Source organism: Streptomyces sp. NPDC058145 (assembly GCF_042884245.1).
Taxonomy (GTDB): domain Bacteria; phylum Actinomycetota; class Actinomycetes; order Streptomycetales; family Streptomycetaceae; genus Streptomyces.
Genome location: NZ_JBHVUH010000002.1, coordinates 103,046 through 120,652, shown reverse-complemented (window position 1 = coordinate 120,652; position 17,607 = coordinate 103,046). Strand labels below are relative to the sequence as shown.

Sequence of the window (17,607 nt, the reverse complement as noted above, 5' to 3'; positions counted from 1 at the left end):
GGTCCGGAACATTCCCAGGTGCCCGGAGGCGGAGGAGGTACGACCGACGGCCGCCTAGGTGGCCGTGGTGCGACGGCCGCCCCGGCGGTCGGAGCCGCGGCCGCCGGTGCCGGTGGCACCGCCGGTGGCACCGCCGGCCGCCGTGCGGCGACGGGATCCCCGGGAGTCCTTGCCGGACGCGGCGCCGGACGCGGCGCCGGACGCGGCCCGGCGGTCGGCACCCCGGCCGTCCGCGCCGCCGGCACCACCCGTGGCCCGGGTGGAACCGGTCCGGCGCGTGGAGCCGCGCCCGCCGGTCGCGGAGGCGTCACCGGCCGCTGCCGCACCGGCGGCGGCCCGGCGGTCCGAGCCCCGGTTGCCCGTCGTGGTGGCCGCACCGGTAGTCGCTCCGGTTCCGCCGCCGCTGCGGCGGCGGCGACCGGAACGCCCGCCGCGCTCGGTGCCGGTCTTCCGGTCCGGGCGGGACGCCGTCGGTGTCGCCGGCTGCGGGACCTCGATGGTCACGGGCACGCCGGAAGGCTCGCGGGCGCCGGTGATGGTGACCAGTTCCGGATCGCTCGACTTGACGCGGGCCGTCCGGGGGCGGATGCCCGCGTCCGACATGAGCCGGGTCATGTCCCGCTTCTGCTCGGGCAGGACCAGCGTGACCACGCTGCCGGAACCGCCGGCGCGGGCCGTGCGGCCGCCCCGGTGGAGGTAGTCCTTGTGGTCGGTGGGGGGATCGACGTTCACGACGAGGTCGAGGTCGTCGATGTGTATGCCCCGGGCCGCGACGTTCGTCGCCACCAGCGCGGTGACCCGGCCGGTCTTGAACTGTTCCAGGGTGCGGTTGCGCTGCGGCTGGGAGCGGCCCCCGTGCAGTGCCGCCGCGCGGACGCCGACGGCCAGCAGCCGCTTGGCGAGCCGGTCGGCGGACCTCTTGGTGTCGAGGAAGAGGATGACCCGGCCGTCACGGGCTGCGATGCGCGTGGTGACGGCCTGCTTGTCGGTGCCATCCAGGACGTGGAGCACGTGGTGCTCCATGGTGGTCACCGCTCCCGCGGACGGGTCCACCGAGTGCACCACCGGGTCGGTCAGGAACCGCTGCACCAGACGGTCGATGTTGCCGTCCAGGGTGGCCGAGAAGAGCATGCGCTGCCCGTCGGGCCGTACGCGCTGGATCAGCTTGGTGATCTGCGGCAGGAAGCCCATGTCGGTCATCTGGTCGGCTTCGTCCAGCACCGTGATGCGGACGTCGTCCAGCACGCAGTCCCCGCGTTCCACGAGGTCGTTGAGCCGGCCGGGAGTCGCCACGAGCACCTCGACGCCGCGCCGGATCGCACCGGCCTGCTTGGTGATGGACAACCCGCCGACCACGGTGGTCAGCCGGAGGTTCACCGCCGTCGCGTAGGGGGTCAGCGCGTCCGTCACCTGCTGGGCGAGTTCCCGGGTGGGCACCAGCACGAGGGCGAGGGGCGCCTTCGGCTGCGCGCGCAGTCCGGCCGTGCGGGCCAGCAGCGCCAGCCCGAACGCGAGGGTCTTGCCGGAGCCGGTGCGTCCCCGTCCCAGCAGGTCACGGCCGGCGAGCGAGTTGGGCAGCGTGGCGGCCTGGATGGGAAAGGGGGTGGTGACGCCCTGCGCGGTGAGCGTCTTCAGCAGAGCCGCGGGCATGTCCAGACCGGCGAAGTCCTCGACGGGGGGAAGTGCGGGTGTCGTGTTTTCCGGCAGCCGGAATTCCCTCGGCGACGACGCGGACGGTGGGGGTGACGAGGCGCGTCGGGTCGGCTTCTGGGGTCTGCGGGGCATGCGGTTGTCTGCCTTCCTGAAAACAGCACAAACCGGGGTCCGCACCTTGACGGTGCGGGCCCCGGTGAGCGGGTACGTGTCCGGCGATCAGGCGGGAACGATGTTCTCCGCCTGCGGGCCCTTCTGGCCCTGCGTGACGTCGAAGCTGACCCGCTGGCCCTCCTGGAGCTCACGGAAGCCCTGGGTGGCGATGTTCGAGTAGTGGGCGAAGACGTCGGGGCCGCCGCCGTCCTGCGCGATGAAGCCGAAACCCTTTTCAGCGTTGAACCACTTCACGGTTCCCTGTGCCATGACTTTCTCCTTCTGTAGGCAGAGGCCCCATCCGGAGATGCCGGAAAAACAAATAATGCGCCATTAGGAGAAGAAACATTCCCATCAGGCGCACATGAATTCATGGGTACCACAACTGCAACTACGACAACCTTAGCACACCTCGGCGGACCGCCGCCTCGCGTCCACCAGGGGTAGGGGGCCGAGCGGGCGGGGCGAATAAATCGGTGGCGCCCGGGTGCGTGCCGCTCTACGGTGAAGACCGCTTCGCACGGCGGCCGTTGGTCGCCGCTGTCGACCGGATGAGGAACGGGAGGTGTGACCGATGGCTGTCTCTGTGACGGGTGCTGCCCGCAACCAGAAGATCATCCACTCCACCTCCGTGGCCTCCGGCTGACCTTTCCCACAGCGCGCACGTGCGCGGAGCCGGGGCCGCCCTTGTGAAGGGTCCCCCTTGAACTTCTCCTCTTCCTCGGTTTCGTCGCACCCTCTCACCGGCTACGGCTGGGACGAGGGCTGGGCGGCCGAGTTCGCTCCCCATGCCGAGCAGGGCCTCCTGCCCGGCCGCGTCGTACGGGTCGACCGCGGCCAGTGCGACGTCGTCACCCCGGCCGGCATCGTCCGCGCCGACACCGAGTTCGTCGTCCCGCGCGACCCGATGAAGGTCGTCTGCACGGGGGACTGGGTCGCGGTCGACCCGGAAGGCGGCGATCCGCGGTACGTGCGGACGCTGCTGCCCCGCCGTACCGCTTTCGTCCGGTCGACCTCCTCCAAGCGGTCCGAGGGGCAGATCCTCGCGGCCAACGTCGACCACGCCGTCGTCGCCGTGTCCCTCGCCGTCGAACTCGACCTCGGGCGCGTCGAACGGTTCCTGGCGCTGGCCTGGGAGTCCGGCGCACAGCCCGTGGTCGTGCTCACCAAGGCCGACCTGGTGCCGGACCAGGTGACACTGGCCCATCTCGTCCAGGACGTCGAGACGACCGCGCCCGGCGTGCCCGTGCTCACCGTCAGCGCCCTGCACGGCGACGGCCTCGACGTGCTCCGCGCGCTCGTCGGCGGTGGCACCACCGTGCTGCTCGGGCAGTCCGGCGCCGGCAAGTCCACTCTCGCCAACGCCCTGGTCGGTGAGGACGTCATGGACGTGAAGGCCGCCCGGGACGTCGACGGCAAGGGCCGGCACACCACGACCACCCGCAACCTGCTGCCGCTGCCGTCCGGTGGCGTGCTGATCGACACCCCCGGGCTGCGGGGCGTCGGGCTGTACGACGCCGAGAGCGGGGTCGGGCAGGTGTTCGCCGAGATCGAGGAGCTGGCCGAGCGGTGCCGGTTCCAGGACTGCGCGCACGAGAGCGAGCCCGGCTGCGCGGTGCGCTCCGCCGTGGACAGCGGAGACCTTCCGGTCCGGCGCCTGGAGAGCTACCGCAAGCTGCTGCGGGAGAACCAGCGGATCGTCGCCAAGACGGACGCCCGCCTGCGCGCCGAGATCAGGAAGGACTGGAAGCGGAAGGGGGCGCAGGGAAGGGCCGCGATGGAGGCCAAGCGGGGCCGCTGGGCGTAGCCGCCCGCCGACCCGGCCGAAGCCGCCCCGCCGACGCCGTCCGTCCCGCCGCCCCTCCCACCTGCATGTCCGATTCCCGCCAGCCCGCCCCTGCCGGGGCGGGTCACACTGGAACACGTGATGGACGAGGACAGCGGGTACGAGGCGGTGCGCAGCCGGGACGGGCGGTTCGACGGGGCTTTCTTCTTCGCCGTCGAGACCACCGGCATCTACTGCCGGCCCAGTTGCCCGGCGGTCACCCCGAAGCGCTCCAACGTGCGGTTCTTCCGCACGGCCGCCGCCGCGCAGGGCTCCGGCTTCCGGGCCTGCCGGCGGTGTCGGCCGGACGCCGTGCCGGGATCGGCCGAGTGGAACGTCCGCGCGGACGTGGTCGGCCGGGCCATGCGCCTGATCGGCGACGGCGTCGTGGACCGCGAGGGCGTCGCCGGACTGGCCGACCGGCTCGGCTACAGCGCCCGGCAGGTGCAGCGGCAGCTCACCACCGAACTCGGCGCCGGACCCGTGGCGCTCGCCCGGGCCCAGCGGGCGCACACCGCCCGGACGCTGCTGCGGACCACCGACCTGCCGATCACCGAGATCGCGTTCGCGTCCGGGTTCGCCAGCGTGCGCCAGTTCAACGACACCATCCGCCAGGTGTACGACGCCACGCCGACCGGGGTGCGGGCCGCCGCGCCCCGGGGCCGGGGCGCCCGCCGGGCCACCCCGGGCGCGGGCATCCCGCTGCGGCTCGCCCACCGCGGCCCCTATCGGTCCTCCGCCGTCTTCGACCAGCTCGCCCGGGAGGCCGTACCCGGCGTCGAGGAGGTCACCGGCGCCCCCGGCGGCCGTACCTACCGGCGCACCCTGCGGCTGCCCCACGGCACCGGGATCGTCGCCGTCGAGGAGCGCGCCCATGGCCCGAAACCCGGCAGCGGCACGCATCCGGGCGGCTGGCTGGAGGCGCGGCTGCACCTCACCGACCCCCGGGACCTGACCACCGCCGTGCAGCGGCTGCGCCGGCTGTTCGACCTCGACGCCGACCCGTACGCGGTCGACGAGCGGCTCTCCGCCGACCCGCGGCTCGCCCCGCTGGTCGCCGCCCGGCCCGGCCTGCGCTCACCCGGCGCCGTGGACCCCCTGGAGCCCGCCGTACGGGCGCTCGTCGGGATGGCCGGAGCCGAGGGGATGGTGCGGCGGTACGGCAAGGCGCTGGACGCGCCCTGCGGCAGCCTCACGCACCTCTTCCCGGAGCCCGCCGTACTCGCCGGGGCCGAGCCCGGCGGCCCGCTCGGCGCGCTCGCCGCCGCCCTGGCCGACGGCACCGTACGGCTGGACCCGGGCGCCGACCGGGACGACGCCCAGCGGGCGCTGCTCGCCCTGCCCGGCATGGACCCCGCCGTGGCCGCCACCCTCCGTGTCCGGGCCCTCGGCGATCCCGACGTGGCCCCACCCGGCTTCGACACCCCCGAGGCCTGGCGGCCTTGGCGGTCGTACGCCATCCAGCACCTGCGCATCACGAGAGAGTTGACCCCGTGACGAACCTGACCCACTGGACGGCCGTGGACGCCCCGGTCGGACGGCTGCTGCTCACCGCCGGCCCGGACGGCGCCCTCACCTCGCTGTCCGTGCCCGGGCAGAAGGGCGGCCGGGCCGTCGAGCCCGCCTGGCGACAGGACCCGGGACCCTTCCGGGCCGCCGAGGAGCAACTGGCCGCCTACTTCGCCGGTGAGCTGAAGGAGTTCCGGCTGCCCCTGCGCGCCCACGGCACCGAGTTCCGGCAGCGGGTGTGGGACGCCCTCGACACCGTGCCGTACGGCGCCACCACCACCTACGGCGAGATCGCCGCCCGCATCGGCGCGCCCCGCGCCGCCGTCCGCGCCGTCGGCGGCGCGATCGGCGCCAACCCCCTCCTCATCGTCCGCCCCTGCCATCGCGTCATCGGCGCCAACGGCACCCTGACCGGCTACGCGGGCGGCCTCGAGCGAAAGCTCTGGCTGCTGACCCTGGAGAACGGCCTGCCGGGTCCCGCCCCGGCATCGGACCGGTGACCGGGTAGCGGCGCCGCCGACGGGCCCCGGCCGGGAACCAACCCCCGCTGCCCCCGCCCGCGTACCGCCCTACGCCGAGCGGGTGGATTCCCCGGTGCCGCTCCGGTGTCGCGCGCCCGCCCTGTGGCACGGTCGCCTGCGACGGGTCGTGGGAAGGGCGGGCGGTACATGGTCAAGGCGGGGCGGGTGCTCGCGGCGCTGTTGCTCGCGGTGGTGCCGGTTACGACGGCCAGGGCCGTCGCCGGGACCACCGCGCCTCACTGGACCGGCAGTTGGGAGGCTGCACCGTCGGGTACCGCTGCCGCGCTGCCGGGTGCCGCCTTCCGCAACGTCGTCCATCTCAGTGTCGGCGGCGGCGCCGTGCGGATCCGGCTCAGCAACCGGCTCGGCACCGTGCCCCTGCGGCTCGGCGCGGTCACGGTGGCGCTGCGGCGGGCCGCCGGTCCGGACGCCGTACCCGGTACTCTGCGCACCGCCACCTTCCAGGGCGCGCCGACGGCCACCGTCCCGCCCGGCCGGGACGTGCTCACCGATCCCGTCCCGCTGACCGTGCCGGCCGCCGCCGATCTGCTGGTCACCGTCCTCACGCCGGACGACTCCGGCCCCGCGACGTTCCACCGCACCGCCCTGCAGACCAGCTACCTGGCCCCCGGCGGCACGGGCCACGCGGCCGACGAGACCGGCTCCGCCTACACCCTGGCCACCGGCTCCTGGTACTACGTCACCGGCGTCGACGTCCTCGGCACCGCCGAGGGCAGCGTCGTCGCGTTCGGTGACTCGCTCACCGACGGCAACGGCTCCACCCCCGACACCAACCACCGCTGGCCGGACCGGCTCGCCGAACGGCTGGGGCGCCTCGGCGTCCTCAACGCCGGTGTCGCCGGCAACCGCCTGCTGCGCGACGGCACCGGGCCGAGCGCCCTGGCCCGGCTGGACGCCGACGCCCTGGACCGGGCCGGGGCACGGGTCCTGGTCGTACTGGAGGGCATCAACGACATCAAGGGCACCCCCGTGGCGGACGACCCCGCCGCCTTCGCCGCCGCGTACCGCACCCTCGTCGAGCGCGCCCACGCCCACGGCGTCCGGGTCGTCGGCGTCACCCTCACGCCGTACGCGGGGTACACCGCGTACACGGCGGCCGGTGAGGCCGTGCGGCAGCGGGTCAACGCGTTCATCCGCACCGGCGGCGCCTTCGACGCCGTGGCCGACGCCGACGCCGCCGTACGCGACCCGGCCCGCCCCGAGCGCATCCTGCCCGGCTACGACCCCGGCGACCATCTGCACTTCAACGACGACGGCATGCGCGCGATCGCCGACTCCGTCGCCGCGGCACTCGCCCGCTGACCGGTCAGCCCCACAGCACCGCGCCCAGCCACGTCCCCGCGATCAGCAGACAGGCGAACAGCTCGGCGAGCACGCTGGAACCGCCCGACCGCATCGTCGTACGCAGGCCGGACATCGCCTCGCCGTGCCCGCCGAGCCGCAGCCGCTCGTGCAGATAGATCCCGGCCAGGAAACCCGGCAGCGCGCCGATCACCGGCAGCAGCACGAAGCCGAGGACGGCGCCCGTCCCGGCGTAGACGGCCAGGCGGGGCGTGGTGCCGCTCGCCCGCAGCCGGCGCGGGGGCAGCGCCCAGCGCACCACCAGCGACAGCAGCAGCACCCCGGTCGCGCCCACCAGCACCGCCCAGGCCACCGGCCGCGGGTCCTTCAGCGCCCACCACAGCACCGCGGCCCACACCAGCCAGGACCCGGGCGCCCCGGGCACCAGCACTCCGCACAGGCCGAGCGCGATCACCACGCCGACCAACAGGAGTTCCCACGCTCCCATCTGCCCAGCGTGCCCGAGGAGTGAAGAAACCGCAGGTCAGAGGGAATCGTCGCGGGACACCCAGCCCCGCTCGTAGGCGTGCCAGCCCAGTTGCAGCCGGGTCGTCACCCCCGCCAGCTCCATCAGGCGCTTCACCCGGCGCTGCACGGTCCGCAGGCCCAGGTCGAGCTGTTTGGCCACGCTCGCGTCGGTCAGCCCGGCCAGCAGCAGCGACAGCACCTCCAGGTCGGTCGGGTCCGGCCCGTCCGGCTGCTGCTCGGCCACCCCGGAGGCGGCCAGCCGGAGCGGCAGCGCCTCGCGCCACACCGAGTCGAACAGGCCCGCCAGCAGCTCGAGCAGCCCGCTCGCGTGCACCACCAGCGCGGCCGGCTCCACCGTCCTCGTGGTGAGCGGCACCAGGGCGAGCGACCGGTCGGCGATCACCAGCTTCGTCGGTACCCGGTCCATCACCCGCACCCGCTCGTTCCGGCCCAGCGCCGCCGTCAGCTCGGTCAGCCCGTGCGGCAGGTCCAGCACCGCGCGCTCCACCACCACCCGGTAGCCGACCCCGCGCCCGGCCGCCTGCTCCTCCGCGTCGTTCTCCATCCCGGAGACCACCATCGGGTTGCCGGTGACCAGCGCGCACACCTCGTCGGTGGCGCCGAGCTGCATCTGCAGGAAGCGCTGCGCCACCGCCGAGGCGCCGGTCACCACCTCCACCAGGTCGTGCACCTCCGGCTCGGCCGCCGTGGCCCGGTACTCCTCGGCCAGCAGCGCCGCCGCCAGCTCCGCCTTCTCCAGCTCGTGCCGCCGCTGCGTCAGCAGCGCGCCCAGCGCCACTCCGGGCGGCGCCGCAACCCAGCGGCCCGGCCGCGCCGGGGACTGGGCCGCCAGGCCGTGCCGCTCCAGCCGGCGCAACGCGCGCTCGGTGTCCTGTTCGGCCAGCGAAAGCCGCCGCGCCAGATCGGCCACCTCGGCGGCGCCCACGGACACCAGCGCCCGGTACGCCGACTCGTGGGTCTCGTCCAGGCCTATCGCTGCCAGCATCGAGCCGTGTTCCCCTTTCCTGAGAACAAGTCCTGAGAACAAGTCCTGAGAACAAGCCATCCACGCGGTCGATCCCTGGCGGGAACCGGCCACGGCGCAAACCCGCCGCCGCGCATCATCGCCGTACCTGCGGTCACTCTGCCAGGGTGAACAGCACCGGCGGACACCCGGCCGGCCCGGCGGCGCACAGCCGCGGCCCAGGAATCCCAGGCATGATCCGACCGGATCCGGCCACTCGACCGGTGTGGTCCGGTCACCCAGAACGTCGCCGGGCGGTCCTCCCGTGGGGGGTGGGACCGCCCGGCGGCCATCGGGCGTTCCTCGTACGGTAGTTCGGGCCATCCTCCGTCGCGCCATGCCCCTGCGAACGCGGACGCCGAAATTTCCCGATGCCCCGTTTTCATGCGGCCCGTGCGGTGGACAATCAAGGGCATGAGCCAGCAGGGGGGCAGGCCCGCCCGTCATGACGACGACTGGTGGGGACAGCTGTACGACGACTCCACCGAGGACACGGGGCCCACACCGGCCCCCGACTCCCTGGACGACCGCTTCACCTCGGCACGGAACGCGGTGCGGGAGCGGCCCGGCGGGAACGAGGTGCCCGGCGCGCCCCGGGAGTCCGGCGGCACACCGGCGCTCCCGGATCCGCCGCCCGACCAGCCGCCCCCGGACCGCACGTCTCCCGACCGCCCGTTCCCCGATGGCCCGTTCCCCGACCGCGCATCCGCGTCCCCGGACCGCGCGGTGCCGGCCCAGCGCACCCCGGCCCCGCCGGAGACACCCCCGGCCGTGCCTCCCGTGCCTCCGGCGCCCCCGCCTCCCGCCTACGCCGCCCCCTTGCCCCCCGCGGTCCCCTCGCCCCCCTCCGCCCTCGACCACGTCGGCTCCGGGCCCCCCACCTACGACCCCGAGCCCACCGCGCTGCCCCTCGCCGATCCGGACGAGCTGGCGGAACAGGTGGCCGACACCGCTCTGGACGGGGCCCAGTACGGCACCTGCACACTGCGGGCCGTGTCGCTGCGCGGGGACTCGGCGCGGTACCGGGGCGAGCCGCGCCGGGACGCGCTGCTGACCGCGCGGTTCGGCACGGGTGAACAGGCGCTGGTGCTCGTCGCCATGGCGACCGGAGCGCGGGCGGCGCCGAGCGCGCACCGGGCGGCGGCGGAGGCGTGCCGGCTGATCGGCCGGGCCGTCGGCCGCAGTCACGGGCGGCTCGTCGAGGACCTGCGGGCCGCCCGGCGCGGCGACCTGAAGTCCGGTCTGCAACGGCTGACCGACCGCAGTCTCGGCAGACTGCGGGCCGACGCCGCCGAACGGGGCCTGGACCCCGAGGAGTACACCCCCGGCCTTCGCTGCCTGCTGCTGCCCGCCGACCCCGGCTGCCGTATCCGCGTGTTCTTCGGCGTCGGCGAAGGGGGACTGTTCCGGCTGCGCGGCGGCGAGTGGCAGGACATCGAGCCCAGCGTGCCGTCCGGCGGCACCACCGGCGAACCGGTCGTCGGCTTCGGCTCGGTCCCCGCCGAGACCCCCGAGGGCGACCGGCTCACCATGGACTTCGGTATCCCGGTTCCGCCGAGCCCGTTCGAACCCGCCCCCGAGCCACCCCGTGAACCCTTCCGCTTCCGCGCCTCGGTAGCCCGCCCGGGTGATGTGCTGGTGATGGCGACCGGCGGGCTCGCCGAACCGCTGCGCGGCGAGCCCGCGCTCTGCGCCTACCTCGCCCGCCGCTGGTCCGGTCGTACCCCGCCCGGCCTCGCCGCGTTCCTCGCGGACGCCCAGGTGCGGGTGAAGGGTTACGCCGACGACCGTACGGCGGCGGCCGTATGGGAGGCGTAACCGCCGCCCCTGTGACTTGATGGACCGGGAAGGCCCATCCCGGGACAGCGAAGGGGCAGACGACAGCCATGGCCAAACAGAACGTCGCCGAGCAGTTCGTCGACATCCTCGTCCGGGCCGGTGTGCGCCGCCTCTACGGCGTGGTCGGCGACAGCCTCAACCCGGTCGTGGACGCCGTGCGCCGTCACTCCGCCGTCGACTGGATCCACGTACGCCACGAGGAGACCGCCGCCTTCGCGGCCGGTGCCGAGGCCCAGATCACCCGCCGTCTGGCGGCCTGCGCCGGGTCCTGCGGCCCGGGCAACCTGCACCTCATCAACGGCCTGTACGACGCGCACCGTTCCATGGCCCCGGTGCTCGCCCTGGCCTCGCACATCCCCTCCAGCGAGATCGGCCTCGGCTACTTCCAGGAGACCCACCCGGACCGGCTCTTCCAGGAGTGCAGCCACTACAGCGAGCTGATCTCCAGCCCGAAGCAGATGCCCCGGCTGCTGCAGACCGCCATCCAGCACGCCGTCGGGCAGAGAGGCGTGAGCGTGGTCTCGCTGCCCGGTGACATCGCCGACGAGCCCGCCCCGGAACGCGCCGCCGAGAGCGCCCTCGTCACCTCCCGGCCCACGATCCGGCCCGGCGACGCGGAGCTCGACAGGCTCGTGGACATGATCAACGAGGCCGGCAAGGTCACCCTCTTCTGCGGCAGCGGCACGGCGGGCGCGCACGCCGAGGTGATGCGGTTCGCCGAGAAGATCAAGTCCCCGGTCGGACACGCCCTCAGGGGCAAGGAGTTCATCCAGTACGACAACCCGTTCGACGTCGGCATGAGCGGGCTGCTCGGCTACGGCGCCGCCTACGAGGCCACCCACGAGTGCGACCTGCTGATCCTGCTGGGCACCGACTTCCCGTACAACGCCTTCCTGCCGAACGACGTGAAGATCGCCCAGGTCGACGTGCGGCCCGAGGTCCTCGGCCGGCGTTCCCGGCTCGACCTCGCCGTGTGGGGCGACGTGCGCGAGACGCTGCGTTGTCTCGTCCCGAGGGTGAAGGAGAAGACGAACCGGCGCTTCCTCGACCGGATGCTGAAGAAGCACGCCGACGCGCTGGAGGGCGTGGTCAAGGCCTACACCCGCAAGGTCGACAAGCACGTCCCCATCCACCCCGAGTACGTGGCCGCCGTCCTCGACGAAGTCGCCTCGGACGACGCCGTGTTCACGGTCGACACGGGCATGTGCAACGTGTGGGCCGCGCGCTACATCTCGCCCAACGGCCGCCGCCGGATCATCGGCTCCTTCTCGCACGGCTCGATGGCGAACGCGCTGCCGATGGCGATCGGCGCCCAGTTCACCGACCGGCGCCGGCAGGTCGTCTCCATGTCCGGCGACGGCGGGTTCGCCATGCTCATGGGTGACTTCCTCACGCTCGTGCAGTACGACCTGCCGGTGAAGGTCGTGCTGTTCAACAACTCCGCGCTCAGCATGGTCGAGCTGGAGATGCTGGTCGCGGGCCTGCCCTCGTACGGAACCGCCAACACCAACCCCGACTTCGCCGCCGTCGCCCGCGCCTGCGGTGCCTACGGGGTGCGGGTGGAGAAGCCCAAGCAGCTCGCCGGGGCGCTCAAGGACGCCTTCCGGCACAAGGGGCCGGCGCTGGTGGACATCGTCACCGATCCCAACGCCCTGTCCATCCCACCGAAGATCAGCGCCGAGATGGTCACCGGGTTCGCGCTGTCCGCCTCGAAGATGGTGCTGGACGGCGGGGTCGGCCGCATGGTCCAGTTGGCCCGCTCCAACCTGCGCAACGTCCCCAGGCCCTGAGACACGGCCCGGACAACGGTGTTTTCCGGCCACTTTCACCGCCCGTGACGGCGGACCGTCCGGCGGTGCCACACGTCCAGATCCGTCCGTCCTGGGGCGCCCGGGGCACCGTACGGCGGTCCTGCCGGGCGGAGCAGGATCGCGGCGGCGTCCGGGGCCGTGCGCGAGGGGCGGGCGGCCGTGGCCGAACACACGGCCGTCGGCCGACCTCCAGGACTGCCCGCGGGCGCATGGGGAATGGATCCCCGTGAACGTGTTCGACCAGGAGGGGCAGGGCCGGAAACGTGCGGGCGGGGGTCATGAAGAGGCAGGCGCGAGGGGGCGGTCCCGTAGCCATCGGGGCCTCCTCGGCTCAAGCGGGGGAAGAGACCGACACCATCACCGAACGCGAGCGGCACCAGCAGGGGCTCAGGCGCAGGCTGGGGCAGGCGGACCTCAGGGCGGTGCCCGAGGCGCGCCGGGAACTGCGCGAACTGCTGCGGCACTGGGGCAGACCGGGCCGCTCGGAGATAGCCGAACTGCTCACCAGCGAACTCGTCACCAACGCGCTCGTGCACACCGACCGCGACGCCGTACTGACCGCCGTCGTCTCGGCCGGCGGACTGCGCGTGGAGGTACGGGACTTCGTGGCCCGCAGACCGCTGCCGCGCACACCGGACACGGGTGAGGACACCAACGGCCGGGGGCTGGTCCTGGTGGAGTCCCTCGCGGACTCCTGGGGCGTACGGCCGCACGGCGTGGGCAAGTCGGTGTGGTTCGAACTCGGCGCGGAGGCGGCCTGAGACGGACCGGCCGCGGAGACGGACACGGGACGGGGGCGTGACCCGCGCGGTCACGCCCCCGTCCCGAGATGAGCCCCGTCCCCGGTCCCCGGTCCGGTTCTAGCCGAACTGCTGCTCCAGGTCCTTCAGTTTGCGCTCCAGGGAGTCCAGGCGCGGCAGCGCCATCGTGTCGTCCTCCGCGGTGAGATCGACGGTGATCGCCTCAGTGCCCTTGCGGACCGGCTGAAGGGAGGGCCGAGAGTGGACGGGCAGCGGTTCCGGCGCCGATATGGCAGGCTCCGCGGTCGCCGGCGCGGGGCCGCGCTCCACCGCCTGCACCTCCATCTGACGGCCGCCGCCGCGTCCGGCGAAGCCGCGGTGACCCCGGCTGATCGCACGCAGCTGGGCGCGCTCCACCCGCTGCTGGTCACGCCGGCGCCGGCGCGCCTCGTCCTTCTGCCGCTTGTCGTCGCGCACCTCCTCGACCGCCTCGTCCAGGCTGCGCACGCCCTCCAGGAGCATGAGGGACCATGCCCCGTAGGTCTCGCGCGGCGCCCGCAGCCAGCGGACGATGCGGATCTGCGGCAGCGGGCGGGGTACCAGGCCCTGCTCGCGCAGCGCGGCCCGGCGGGTCTGCTTCAGCGCGCGGTCGAACAGCACGGCCGCCGACAGGGACATGCCCGCGAAGAAGTGCGGGGCGCCCGCGTGACCCAGGCCCCGGGGCGCGTGCACCCAGTTGAACCAGGCCGCCGCCGCGGCGAACATCCACACCAGTATCCGGGAGCCCAGGGCCGCGTCACCGTGGCTGGCCTCGCGCACCGCGAGGACGGAGCAGAACATCGCCGCGCCGTCCAGACCGAACGGCACCAGGTACTGCCAGCCGCCGGTCAGCCCGAGGTTCTGCTCACCGAAGCCGACCAGGCCGTGGAAGGAGAGGGCGGCCGCGACCGCCGCACAGCAGAACAGCAGCACGTAGGAGGCCGTTCCGTAGACGGCCTCCTTGCGCCTGCGGCGCTCCTCGCTGCGCTCCCACGAGTCGTCCGTACTCGCGTTCTCCCCGGAGGAGCGCTTGCCGCGCGCGAGCACCGCCACCGCCGCCAGCAGGCCCAGGAGCAGCACGGCGCCAGGGAGCAGCCAGTTCAGCGATATGTCGGTCAGTCTCATCAGGGGTCCCTTGCATTGGGATAGGGCGTAACGCCCGCCATAGTGGCCCACTCCGGACGGCCCTCAGGGGGTTTCGGGGCAAGAGGCCGCCAAGGAGGTGCAAGGGGATGCCCAGGGCGACGTTCTGCTCGAACTGCCGCTTGAGGGGCGGGAGTTGAGTTCGAATAAGACTACCCGTACGGATGGTTCCCCGGAAAGTTCCCGAGGCGGGTGGGGGAGTTGTGAACGACCTGTCCGTGACCGGTGGTCCGATCGTGATGATCTTAGTGGACGCGGGACGCCGTCCGGACCTGAGAGAGCCTCAGGCGGCAATGGTCGCGGTGAGTTTGGCGATTCGGTCGCTGTCACGGGTGCGCGGGCAGGTGGCGCAGGTGTCCTCGGGGCGCACGGTGTAGAACATGCAGCAGCTCGCCCGGTCCCGGGTGGCCAGCGGCTCGCCGCCCGGCCCGGTCAGCACGCGGAACCCCGCCGAGCCGGCGTACGGCCGCGTCGCCCCCGGCAGCAGCAGCTCCAGCTCCCGCACGGCCCGCCGCTCCTCGTCCGCGCCGAACAGGTGGGCGACGTACCACAGGCCCTCCACGACCTCGTCGGTCGCCATGCCCCACAGGGCGCGCCCGCGCCGCCGCATCCGCGGTCCGAAGGCGGCGAGCACCGGCTCCAGGTGCTCGGCGACGGCCGCGCGCACCTCGGCCCGCAGCGCCTCCTCGTCCGGCACGACGACCGCGCCGGGCAGCGCGGCCGCCGGATCGCCCGGCAGGCAGGAGAAGGAAGCGGGGCGGACGGCCATGCGGCCGGCCACGCGGTCGTAGGAGACAGCCGTCACGGGCAGCCGGGGCACCCGGCGGTGCAGGAACCACGGGACGGTGATCAGCAGACAGGCCGGCCAGGCGTAGCGGTGCAGGCCGAAGCTCGCGACGACGTCCGGGCGGGCCCGCCGGCCGTAGTCCCGCAGCACCTGGGCCTCGTCCCGGGCGAGGAAGGCGTCGAGCCGGTCCCCGCCCTCGGCGAGCCCGGCGGCGCCGACCCAGCCGCCGCCCTCGGGCAGCGCCCGCGCCGGGTGCGGCTCGGTGACCGTCAGTCCCGGGTAGGCCGCGGTGAGGCGGGCGTACGCGGCGGTGAACGGCGAGGCCGTAGCGGGCATGACGGGGTCACCGGACCTTGATCGCGGGCTGAATGCAAAGGTAAGCCTAACCTTATCCATCCTCCGGGAAATTTGAAGAGCCGCCCCATGCGCCTATGGTGCTTGACGGACAAGTGACAACCCGCCGTTAATGACCCCAAGTGCCGACAAGCCGGAGGAGGCCCCGTGAAGCAGGGTGTGCAGGGCTCCGCCGACCCGTTCGGCGAGGCCCGGGCCCCGGCGCGGGAGCGCGCGGCCGAGCCGTCCGGCCAACGGGACACCGGCCTGCCCGGGGCGCGGGGTGAGCACACCCACGGTGAGCGTCCGATCCCGCGGCCCAGGGCCACCGTGCAGCGCTCCTCGGTGCGCGGGCAGATCCTCGACGCGCTGCGGACGGCCCTGGTGGCGGGCGAGCTGAGACCGGGCGAGGTCTACTCGGCGCCGGCCCTCGGCGAGCGCTTCGGGGTGTCGGCGACACCGGTGCGGGAGGCCATGCAGCAGCTCACCCTCGAGGGCGCCGTCGAGGTCGTGCCCAACCGCGGGTTCCGGGTCATGGAGCGGGGCGCCCGGGAGCTGGCCGAGCTCGCCGAGGTGCGGGCGCTGCTGGAGGTGCCGGTGATGCTGCGGCTGGCCCGTACGGTGCCCGCCGAGCGCTGGGCCGAGCTGCGGCCGCTGGCCGAGGACACGGTGCGCGCCGCGTCCTCCGGCTGCCCGGCGACGTACGCGGAGTCCGACCGCTCCTTCCACCGGGCGGTGCTGTCCCTCGCGGGCAACGCGCAGCTCGTGCGGATGGCGGAGGACCTCCACCGGCGCTCCCAGTGGCCGCTGGTCGGCGGCCCGGTCCGGCACGGCCGCGCCGACCTCGTGGCCGACGCCGCCGAGCACACGGCGCTGCTGGAGGCGCTGATCGCCCGCGACTTCGACGTGGTGCGGGACCTGGTCGGCGACCACTTCGCGGGCGCCGCCTGACACCGGGCGGACACCCCACGGGTGCCGCCCGGCCGTGGACGGGGCTTGGCCGTCCCGCGCCGCCCCGGGGTACGGGTCAGGAACCGTCCCGCTCGCCGTGCGCGCTCTTGGAGTAGGCGTCGTGCCAGGCGGCCTTCGCGCCGGAGTCGCCGATGCGGTACACGTCCACCACGGCTCCGGCCGCCACCCCCAGGGACAGCACCGACACGACGACGCGCAGCGGCAGCGAGGTGAGCCAGGTGGGCCGCGCCGCGCCGCCGCCGTCCTGGCCCTCCCGCCTCGGACCGCGTGCCGCCCACCACACGACCGCCGCCAGGACGAACAGGCCCAGCGCCCACGGCAGCAGTCCGTCGCCCAGCTCGGTGTGCCGCCGTACCAGAGCGTCGTCGTCGACGTGCCGCTCCAGCCACTCACCGGCCTGGGTGGCCAGCGGGACGCTGACCAGGGCCACGAGGGCGAGCGAGGGCAGCAGCACGCCCAGCCGCCGGGCGGCCCGCGGCCACACCGCGTCGGCCACCAGGGCCAGCGCGGTCAGCGGTATCAGTACGACGACTATGTGGACCAGCAGGACATGGGCCGGCAGGCCGTTGACCAGACTCATCGAGCACTCCTGAGGGGGTCGGGGCGCGTCACACTGGCACAGCAACCTCTCAGTCGGCTCTGAGGCGGCCCTCAGGCGGTCGCGGCACCCGGCGCCGGCGGGGCCAACTGCCGGGCCAGCCAGGTCGGGACGCCGCCCAGCAACCGGAACAGCCGCCGGGCCTCCTCCCGCAGCCGTGAGGCCTCCGGCTCCGACTCCGCGTCCGCCAGGGAGGCCAGCGCGGGGGCCGTGCCCACCAGGTAGCCCAGCTCCTCGCGGATCCGCAGCGACTCGGCGAAGCCGTGCCGGGCCTCAGCCAGCTCCCCGTCGCGCAGGGCGAGCCCGGCGAGGTGGCGCCAGGTGAAGGACAGCAGCAGCGGATCGGCGTGCGCCGTGGCGCCCGCGTGGGCGCGGCGGTAGGCCGCACGCGCCGCCTGCGGGGAGTGGGCCAGGTTCTCCGCCAGCAGCCCCCGCCGGAAGTCCAGCAGCGCCCGCCCCACGGCGCCCGGCGGGATCAGCGCCGCCGCCCGCCCCAGCGCGGACCGCGCCTCGTCCGCCCGGTCCCGTACGCCGTGCAGCGTGGCCGCGTAGGCGAGTTGGCCGCGTTCGCAGGCGGCAGCCCCGCGCTCCTCGTCGGTGTGCGCCTGCGCCTCCGCCGTGCGCAGCGCGTCCTCCGCCTCGGCCCAGCCCCGCTCGGTGTACAGGCACCGCTCGACCAGCAGCGAGGTCCGCTGCAGGGTCGCGGCCGGGGTGTCCGCCGGCAGCATGGCCGCCGCGTCGGCCCAGCAGGCCCGCGAGCGCAACCGCCATACCGCGGTCTGGAGAGGATCGTCACCGGCGGTCGTTCCATTGCCAGACATGGCGGAATG

At 74.1% G+C, this 17,607-nt stretch carries 16 protein-coding genes; 8 read left to right on the top strand and 8 right to left on the bottom strand.

Going from position 1 to position 17,607, the window contains the following annotated elements:
• Nucleotides 1-54: 54 nt before the first annotated feature.
• Together ACFVVO_RS04730 and ACFVVO_RS04725 are read right to left on the bottom strand one after the other, a co-directional pair.
• Nucleotides 55-1,785, bottom strand: coding sequence for a DEAD/DEAH box helicase (locus tag ACFVVO_RS04730; protein ID WP_390051749.1), 1,731 nt, complete (start codon nt 1,783-1,785; stop codon nt 55-57).
• 87 nt (nt 1,786-1,872) lie between these two features.
• Entirely contained in the window at nt 1,873-2,076 is a 204-nt protein-coding gene (locus ACFVVO_RS04725; RefSeq protein ID WP_031161015.1) for a cold-shock protein, read from the bottom strand.
• Between the two features lie 433 nt (nt 2,077-2,509).
• Between ACFVVO_RS04725 and rsgA the strand changes: the two genes are divergently transcribed.
• The 4 genes from rsgA (at nt 2,510) to ACFVVO_RS04705 (ending at nt 6,984) form a co-directional block, all read left to right on the top strand.
• A complete protein-coding gene (rsgA, locus tag ACFVVO_RS04720) occupies nt 2,510-3,613 on the top strand; it encodes a ribosome small subunit-dependent GTPase A (protein ID WP_390051746.1) in 1,104 nt (367 codons plus the stop codon).
• Between the two features lie 120 nt (nt 3,614-3,733).
• Nucleotides 3,734-5,128 (top strand): bifunctional transcriptional activator/DNA repair enzyme AdaA, encoded by a 1,395-nt coding sequence (locus ACFVVO_RS04715; protein WP_390052335.1) that lies wholly within the window; start codon nt 3,734-3,736, stop codon nt 5,126-5,128.
• On the top strand, nt 5,125-5,640 hold the full coding sequence (locus tag ACFVVO_RS04710; protein ID WP_390051744.1) for a methylated-DNA--[protein]-cysteine S-methyltransferase: 516 nt from the start codon (nt 5,125-5,127) through the stop codon (nt 5,638-5,640). The genes ACFVVO_RS04715 and ACFVVO_RS04710 overlap by 4 nt, the downstream gene beginning before the upstream one ends.
• A 168-nt stretch (nt 5,641-5,808) precedes the next feature.
• Nucleotides 5,809-6,984, top strand: coding sequence for a GDSL-type esterase/lipase family protein (locus ACFVVO_RS04705; protein ID WP_390051742.1), 1,176 nt, complete (start codon nt 5,809-5,811; stop codon nt 6,982-6,984).
• A 4-nt stretch (nt 6,985-6,988) separates the two neighbouring features.
• Here the strand turns inward: ACFVVO_RS04705 and ACFVVO_RS04700 are convergent, their stop codons facing one another.
• Both ACFVVO_RS04700 and ACFVVO_RS04695 read right to left on the bottom strand, forming a co-directional pair.
• Nucleotides 6,989-7,471, bottom strand: coding sequence for a DUF456 domain-containing protein (locus ACFVVO_RS04700; protein ID WP_390051740.1), 483 nt, complete (start codon nt 7,469-7,471; stop codon nt 6,989-6,991).
• A gap of 36 nt (nt 7,472-7,507) precedes the next feature.
• Nucleotides 7,508-8,497: a helix-turn-helix domain-containing protein gene (locus ACFVVO_RS04695; protein WP_390051738.1), complete on the bottom strand. Its 990-nt coding sequence runs from the start codon at nt 8,495-8,497 to the stop codon at nt 7,508-7,510.
• 432 nt (nt 8,498-8,929) lie between these two features.
• Between ACFVVO_RS04695 and ACFVVO_RS04690 the strand changes: the two genes are divergently transcribed.
• From ACFVVO_RS04690 to ACFVVO_RS04680, 3 genes are all read left to right on the top strand, one after another.
• Nucleotides 8,930-10,333: a protein phosphatase 2C domain-containing protein gene (locus ACFVVO_RS04690; protein WP_390051736.1), complete on the top strand. Its 1,404-nt coding sequence runs from the start codon at nt 8,930-8,932 to the stop codon at nt 10,331-10,333.
• A gap of 68 nt (nt 10,334-10,401) precedes the next feature.
• Complete coding sequence (locus ACFVVO_RS04685) at nt 10,402-12,144, top strand: pyruvate dehydrogenase (RefSeq protein ID WP_390051734.1); 1,743 nt, start codon at nt 10,402-10,404, stop codon at nt 12,142-12,144.
• Nucleotides 12,145-12,443: 299 nt separating this feature from the next.
• Nucleotides 12,444-12,926 carry an ATP-binding protein gene (locus tag ACFVVO_RS04680; protein ID WP_390051732.1) on the top strand — a complete coding sequence of 161 codons (483 nt, stop codon included), beginning with the start codon at nt 12,444-12,446 and terminating at the stop codon, nt 12,924-12,926.
• 99 nt (nt 12,927-13,025) lie between these two features.
• On the opposite strand, the gene ACFVVO_RS04675 is transcribed toward ACFVVO_RS04680, so the two are convergent.
• Together ACFVVO_RS04675 and ACFVVO_RS04670 are read right to left on the bottom strand one after the other, a co-directional pair.
• On the bottom strand, nt 13,026-14,069 hold the full coding sequence (locus tag ACFVVO_RS04675; RefSeq protein WP_390051731.1) for a DUF2637 domain-containing protein: 1,044 nt from the start codon (nt 14,067-14,069) through the stop codon (nt 13,026-13,028).
• 301 nt (nt 14,070-14,370) lie between these two features.
• Nucleotides 14,371-15,210, bottom strand: a complete 840-nt coding sequence (locus ACFVVO_RS04670; RefSeq protein WP_390051730.1) for a (2Fe-2S)-binding protein — start codon at nt 15,208-15,210, stop codon at nt 14,371-14,373.
• A 165-nt stretch (nt 15,211-15,375) separates the two neighbouring features.
• On the opposite strand from ACFVVO_RS04670, the gene ACFVVO_RS04665 reads away from it, so the two are divergent.
• Entirely contained in the window at nt 15,376-16,158 is a 783-nt protein-coding gene (locus tag ACFVVO_RS04665) for a GntR family transcriptional regulator (protein WP_390051728.1), read from the top strand.
• A 76-nt stretch (nt 16,159-16,234) separates the two neighbouring features.
• On the opposite strand, the gene ACFVVO_RS04660 is transcribed toward ACFVVO_RS04665, so the two are convergent.
• On the bottom strand, nt 16,235-16,759 hold the full coding sequence (locus ACFVVO_RS04660; RefSeq protein WP_390051726.1) for a DUF2231 domain-containing protein: 525 nt from the start codon (nt 16,757-16,759) through the stop codon (nt 16,235-16,237).
• Between the two features lie 71 nt (nt 16,760-16,830).
• Nucleotides 16,831-17,598, bottom strand: coding sequence for a hypothetical protein (locus ACFVVO_RS04655; protein ID WP_390051725.1), 768 nt, complete (start codon nt 17,596-17,598; stop codon nt 16,831-16,833).
• Between the last annotated feature and the right edge of the window lie 9 nt (nt 17,599-17,607).

Bases quoted from the DNA above. Each gene is read 5' to 3' on its own strand.
- ACFVVO_RS04690 (WP_390051736.1), top strand. From the start codon at position 8,930: ATGAGCCAGCAGGGGGGCAGGCCCGCCCGTCATGACGACGACTGGTGG.
- ACFVVO_RS04700 (WP_390051740.1), bottom strand. From the start codon at position 7,471: ATGGGAGCGTGGGAACTCCTGTTGGTCGGCGTGGTGATCGCGCTCGGC.
- ACFVVO_RS04660 (WP_390051726.1), bottom strand. From the start codon at position 16,759: ATGAGTCTGGTCAACGGCCTGCCGGCCCATGTCCTGCTGGTCCACATA.
- ACFVVO_RS04730 (WP_390051749.1), bottom strand. From the start codon at position 1,785: ATGCCCCGCAGACCCCAGAAGCCGACCCGACGCGCCTCGTCACCCCCA.
- ACFVVO_RS04685 (WP_390051734.1), top strand. From the start codon at position 10,402: ATGGCCAAACAGAACGTCGCCGAGCAGTTCGTCGACATCCTCGTCCGG.
- ACFVVO_RS04715 (WP_390052335.1), top strand. From the start codon at position 3,734: ATGGACGAGGACAGCGGGTACGAGGCGGTGCGCAGCCGGGACGGGCGG.
- ACFVVO_RS04725 (WP_031161015.1), bottom strand. From the start codon at position 2,076: ATGGCACAGGGAACCGTGAAGTGGTTCAACGCTGAAAAGGGTTTCGGC.
- ACFVVO_RS04655 (WP_390051725.1), bottom strand. From the start codon at position 17,598: ATGTCTGGCAATGGAACGACCGCCGGTGACGATCCTCTCCAGACCGCG.
- ACFVVO_RS04695 (WP_390051738.1), bottom strand. From the start codon at position 8,497: ATGCTGGCAGCGATAGGCCTGGACGAGACCCACGAGTCGGCGTACCGG.
- ACFVVO_RS04705 (WP_390051742.1), top strand. From the start codon at position 5,809: ATGGTCAAGGCGGGGCGGGTGCTCGCGGCGCTGTTGCTCGCGGTGGTG.
- ACFVVO_RS04675 (WP_390051731.1), bottom strand. From the start codon at position 14,069: ATGAGACTGACCGACATATCGCTGAACTGGCTGCTCCCTGGCGCCGTG.
- ACFVVO_RS04680 (WP_390051732.1), top strand. From the start codon at position 12,444: ATGAAGAGGCAGGCGCGAGGGGGCGGTCCCGTAGCCATCGGGGCCTCC.
- ACFVVO_RS04670 (WP_390051730.1), bottom strand. From the start codon at position 15,210: ATGCCCGCTACGGCCTCGCCGTTCACCGCCGCGTACGCCCGCCTCACC.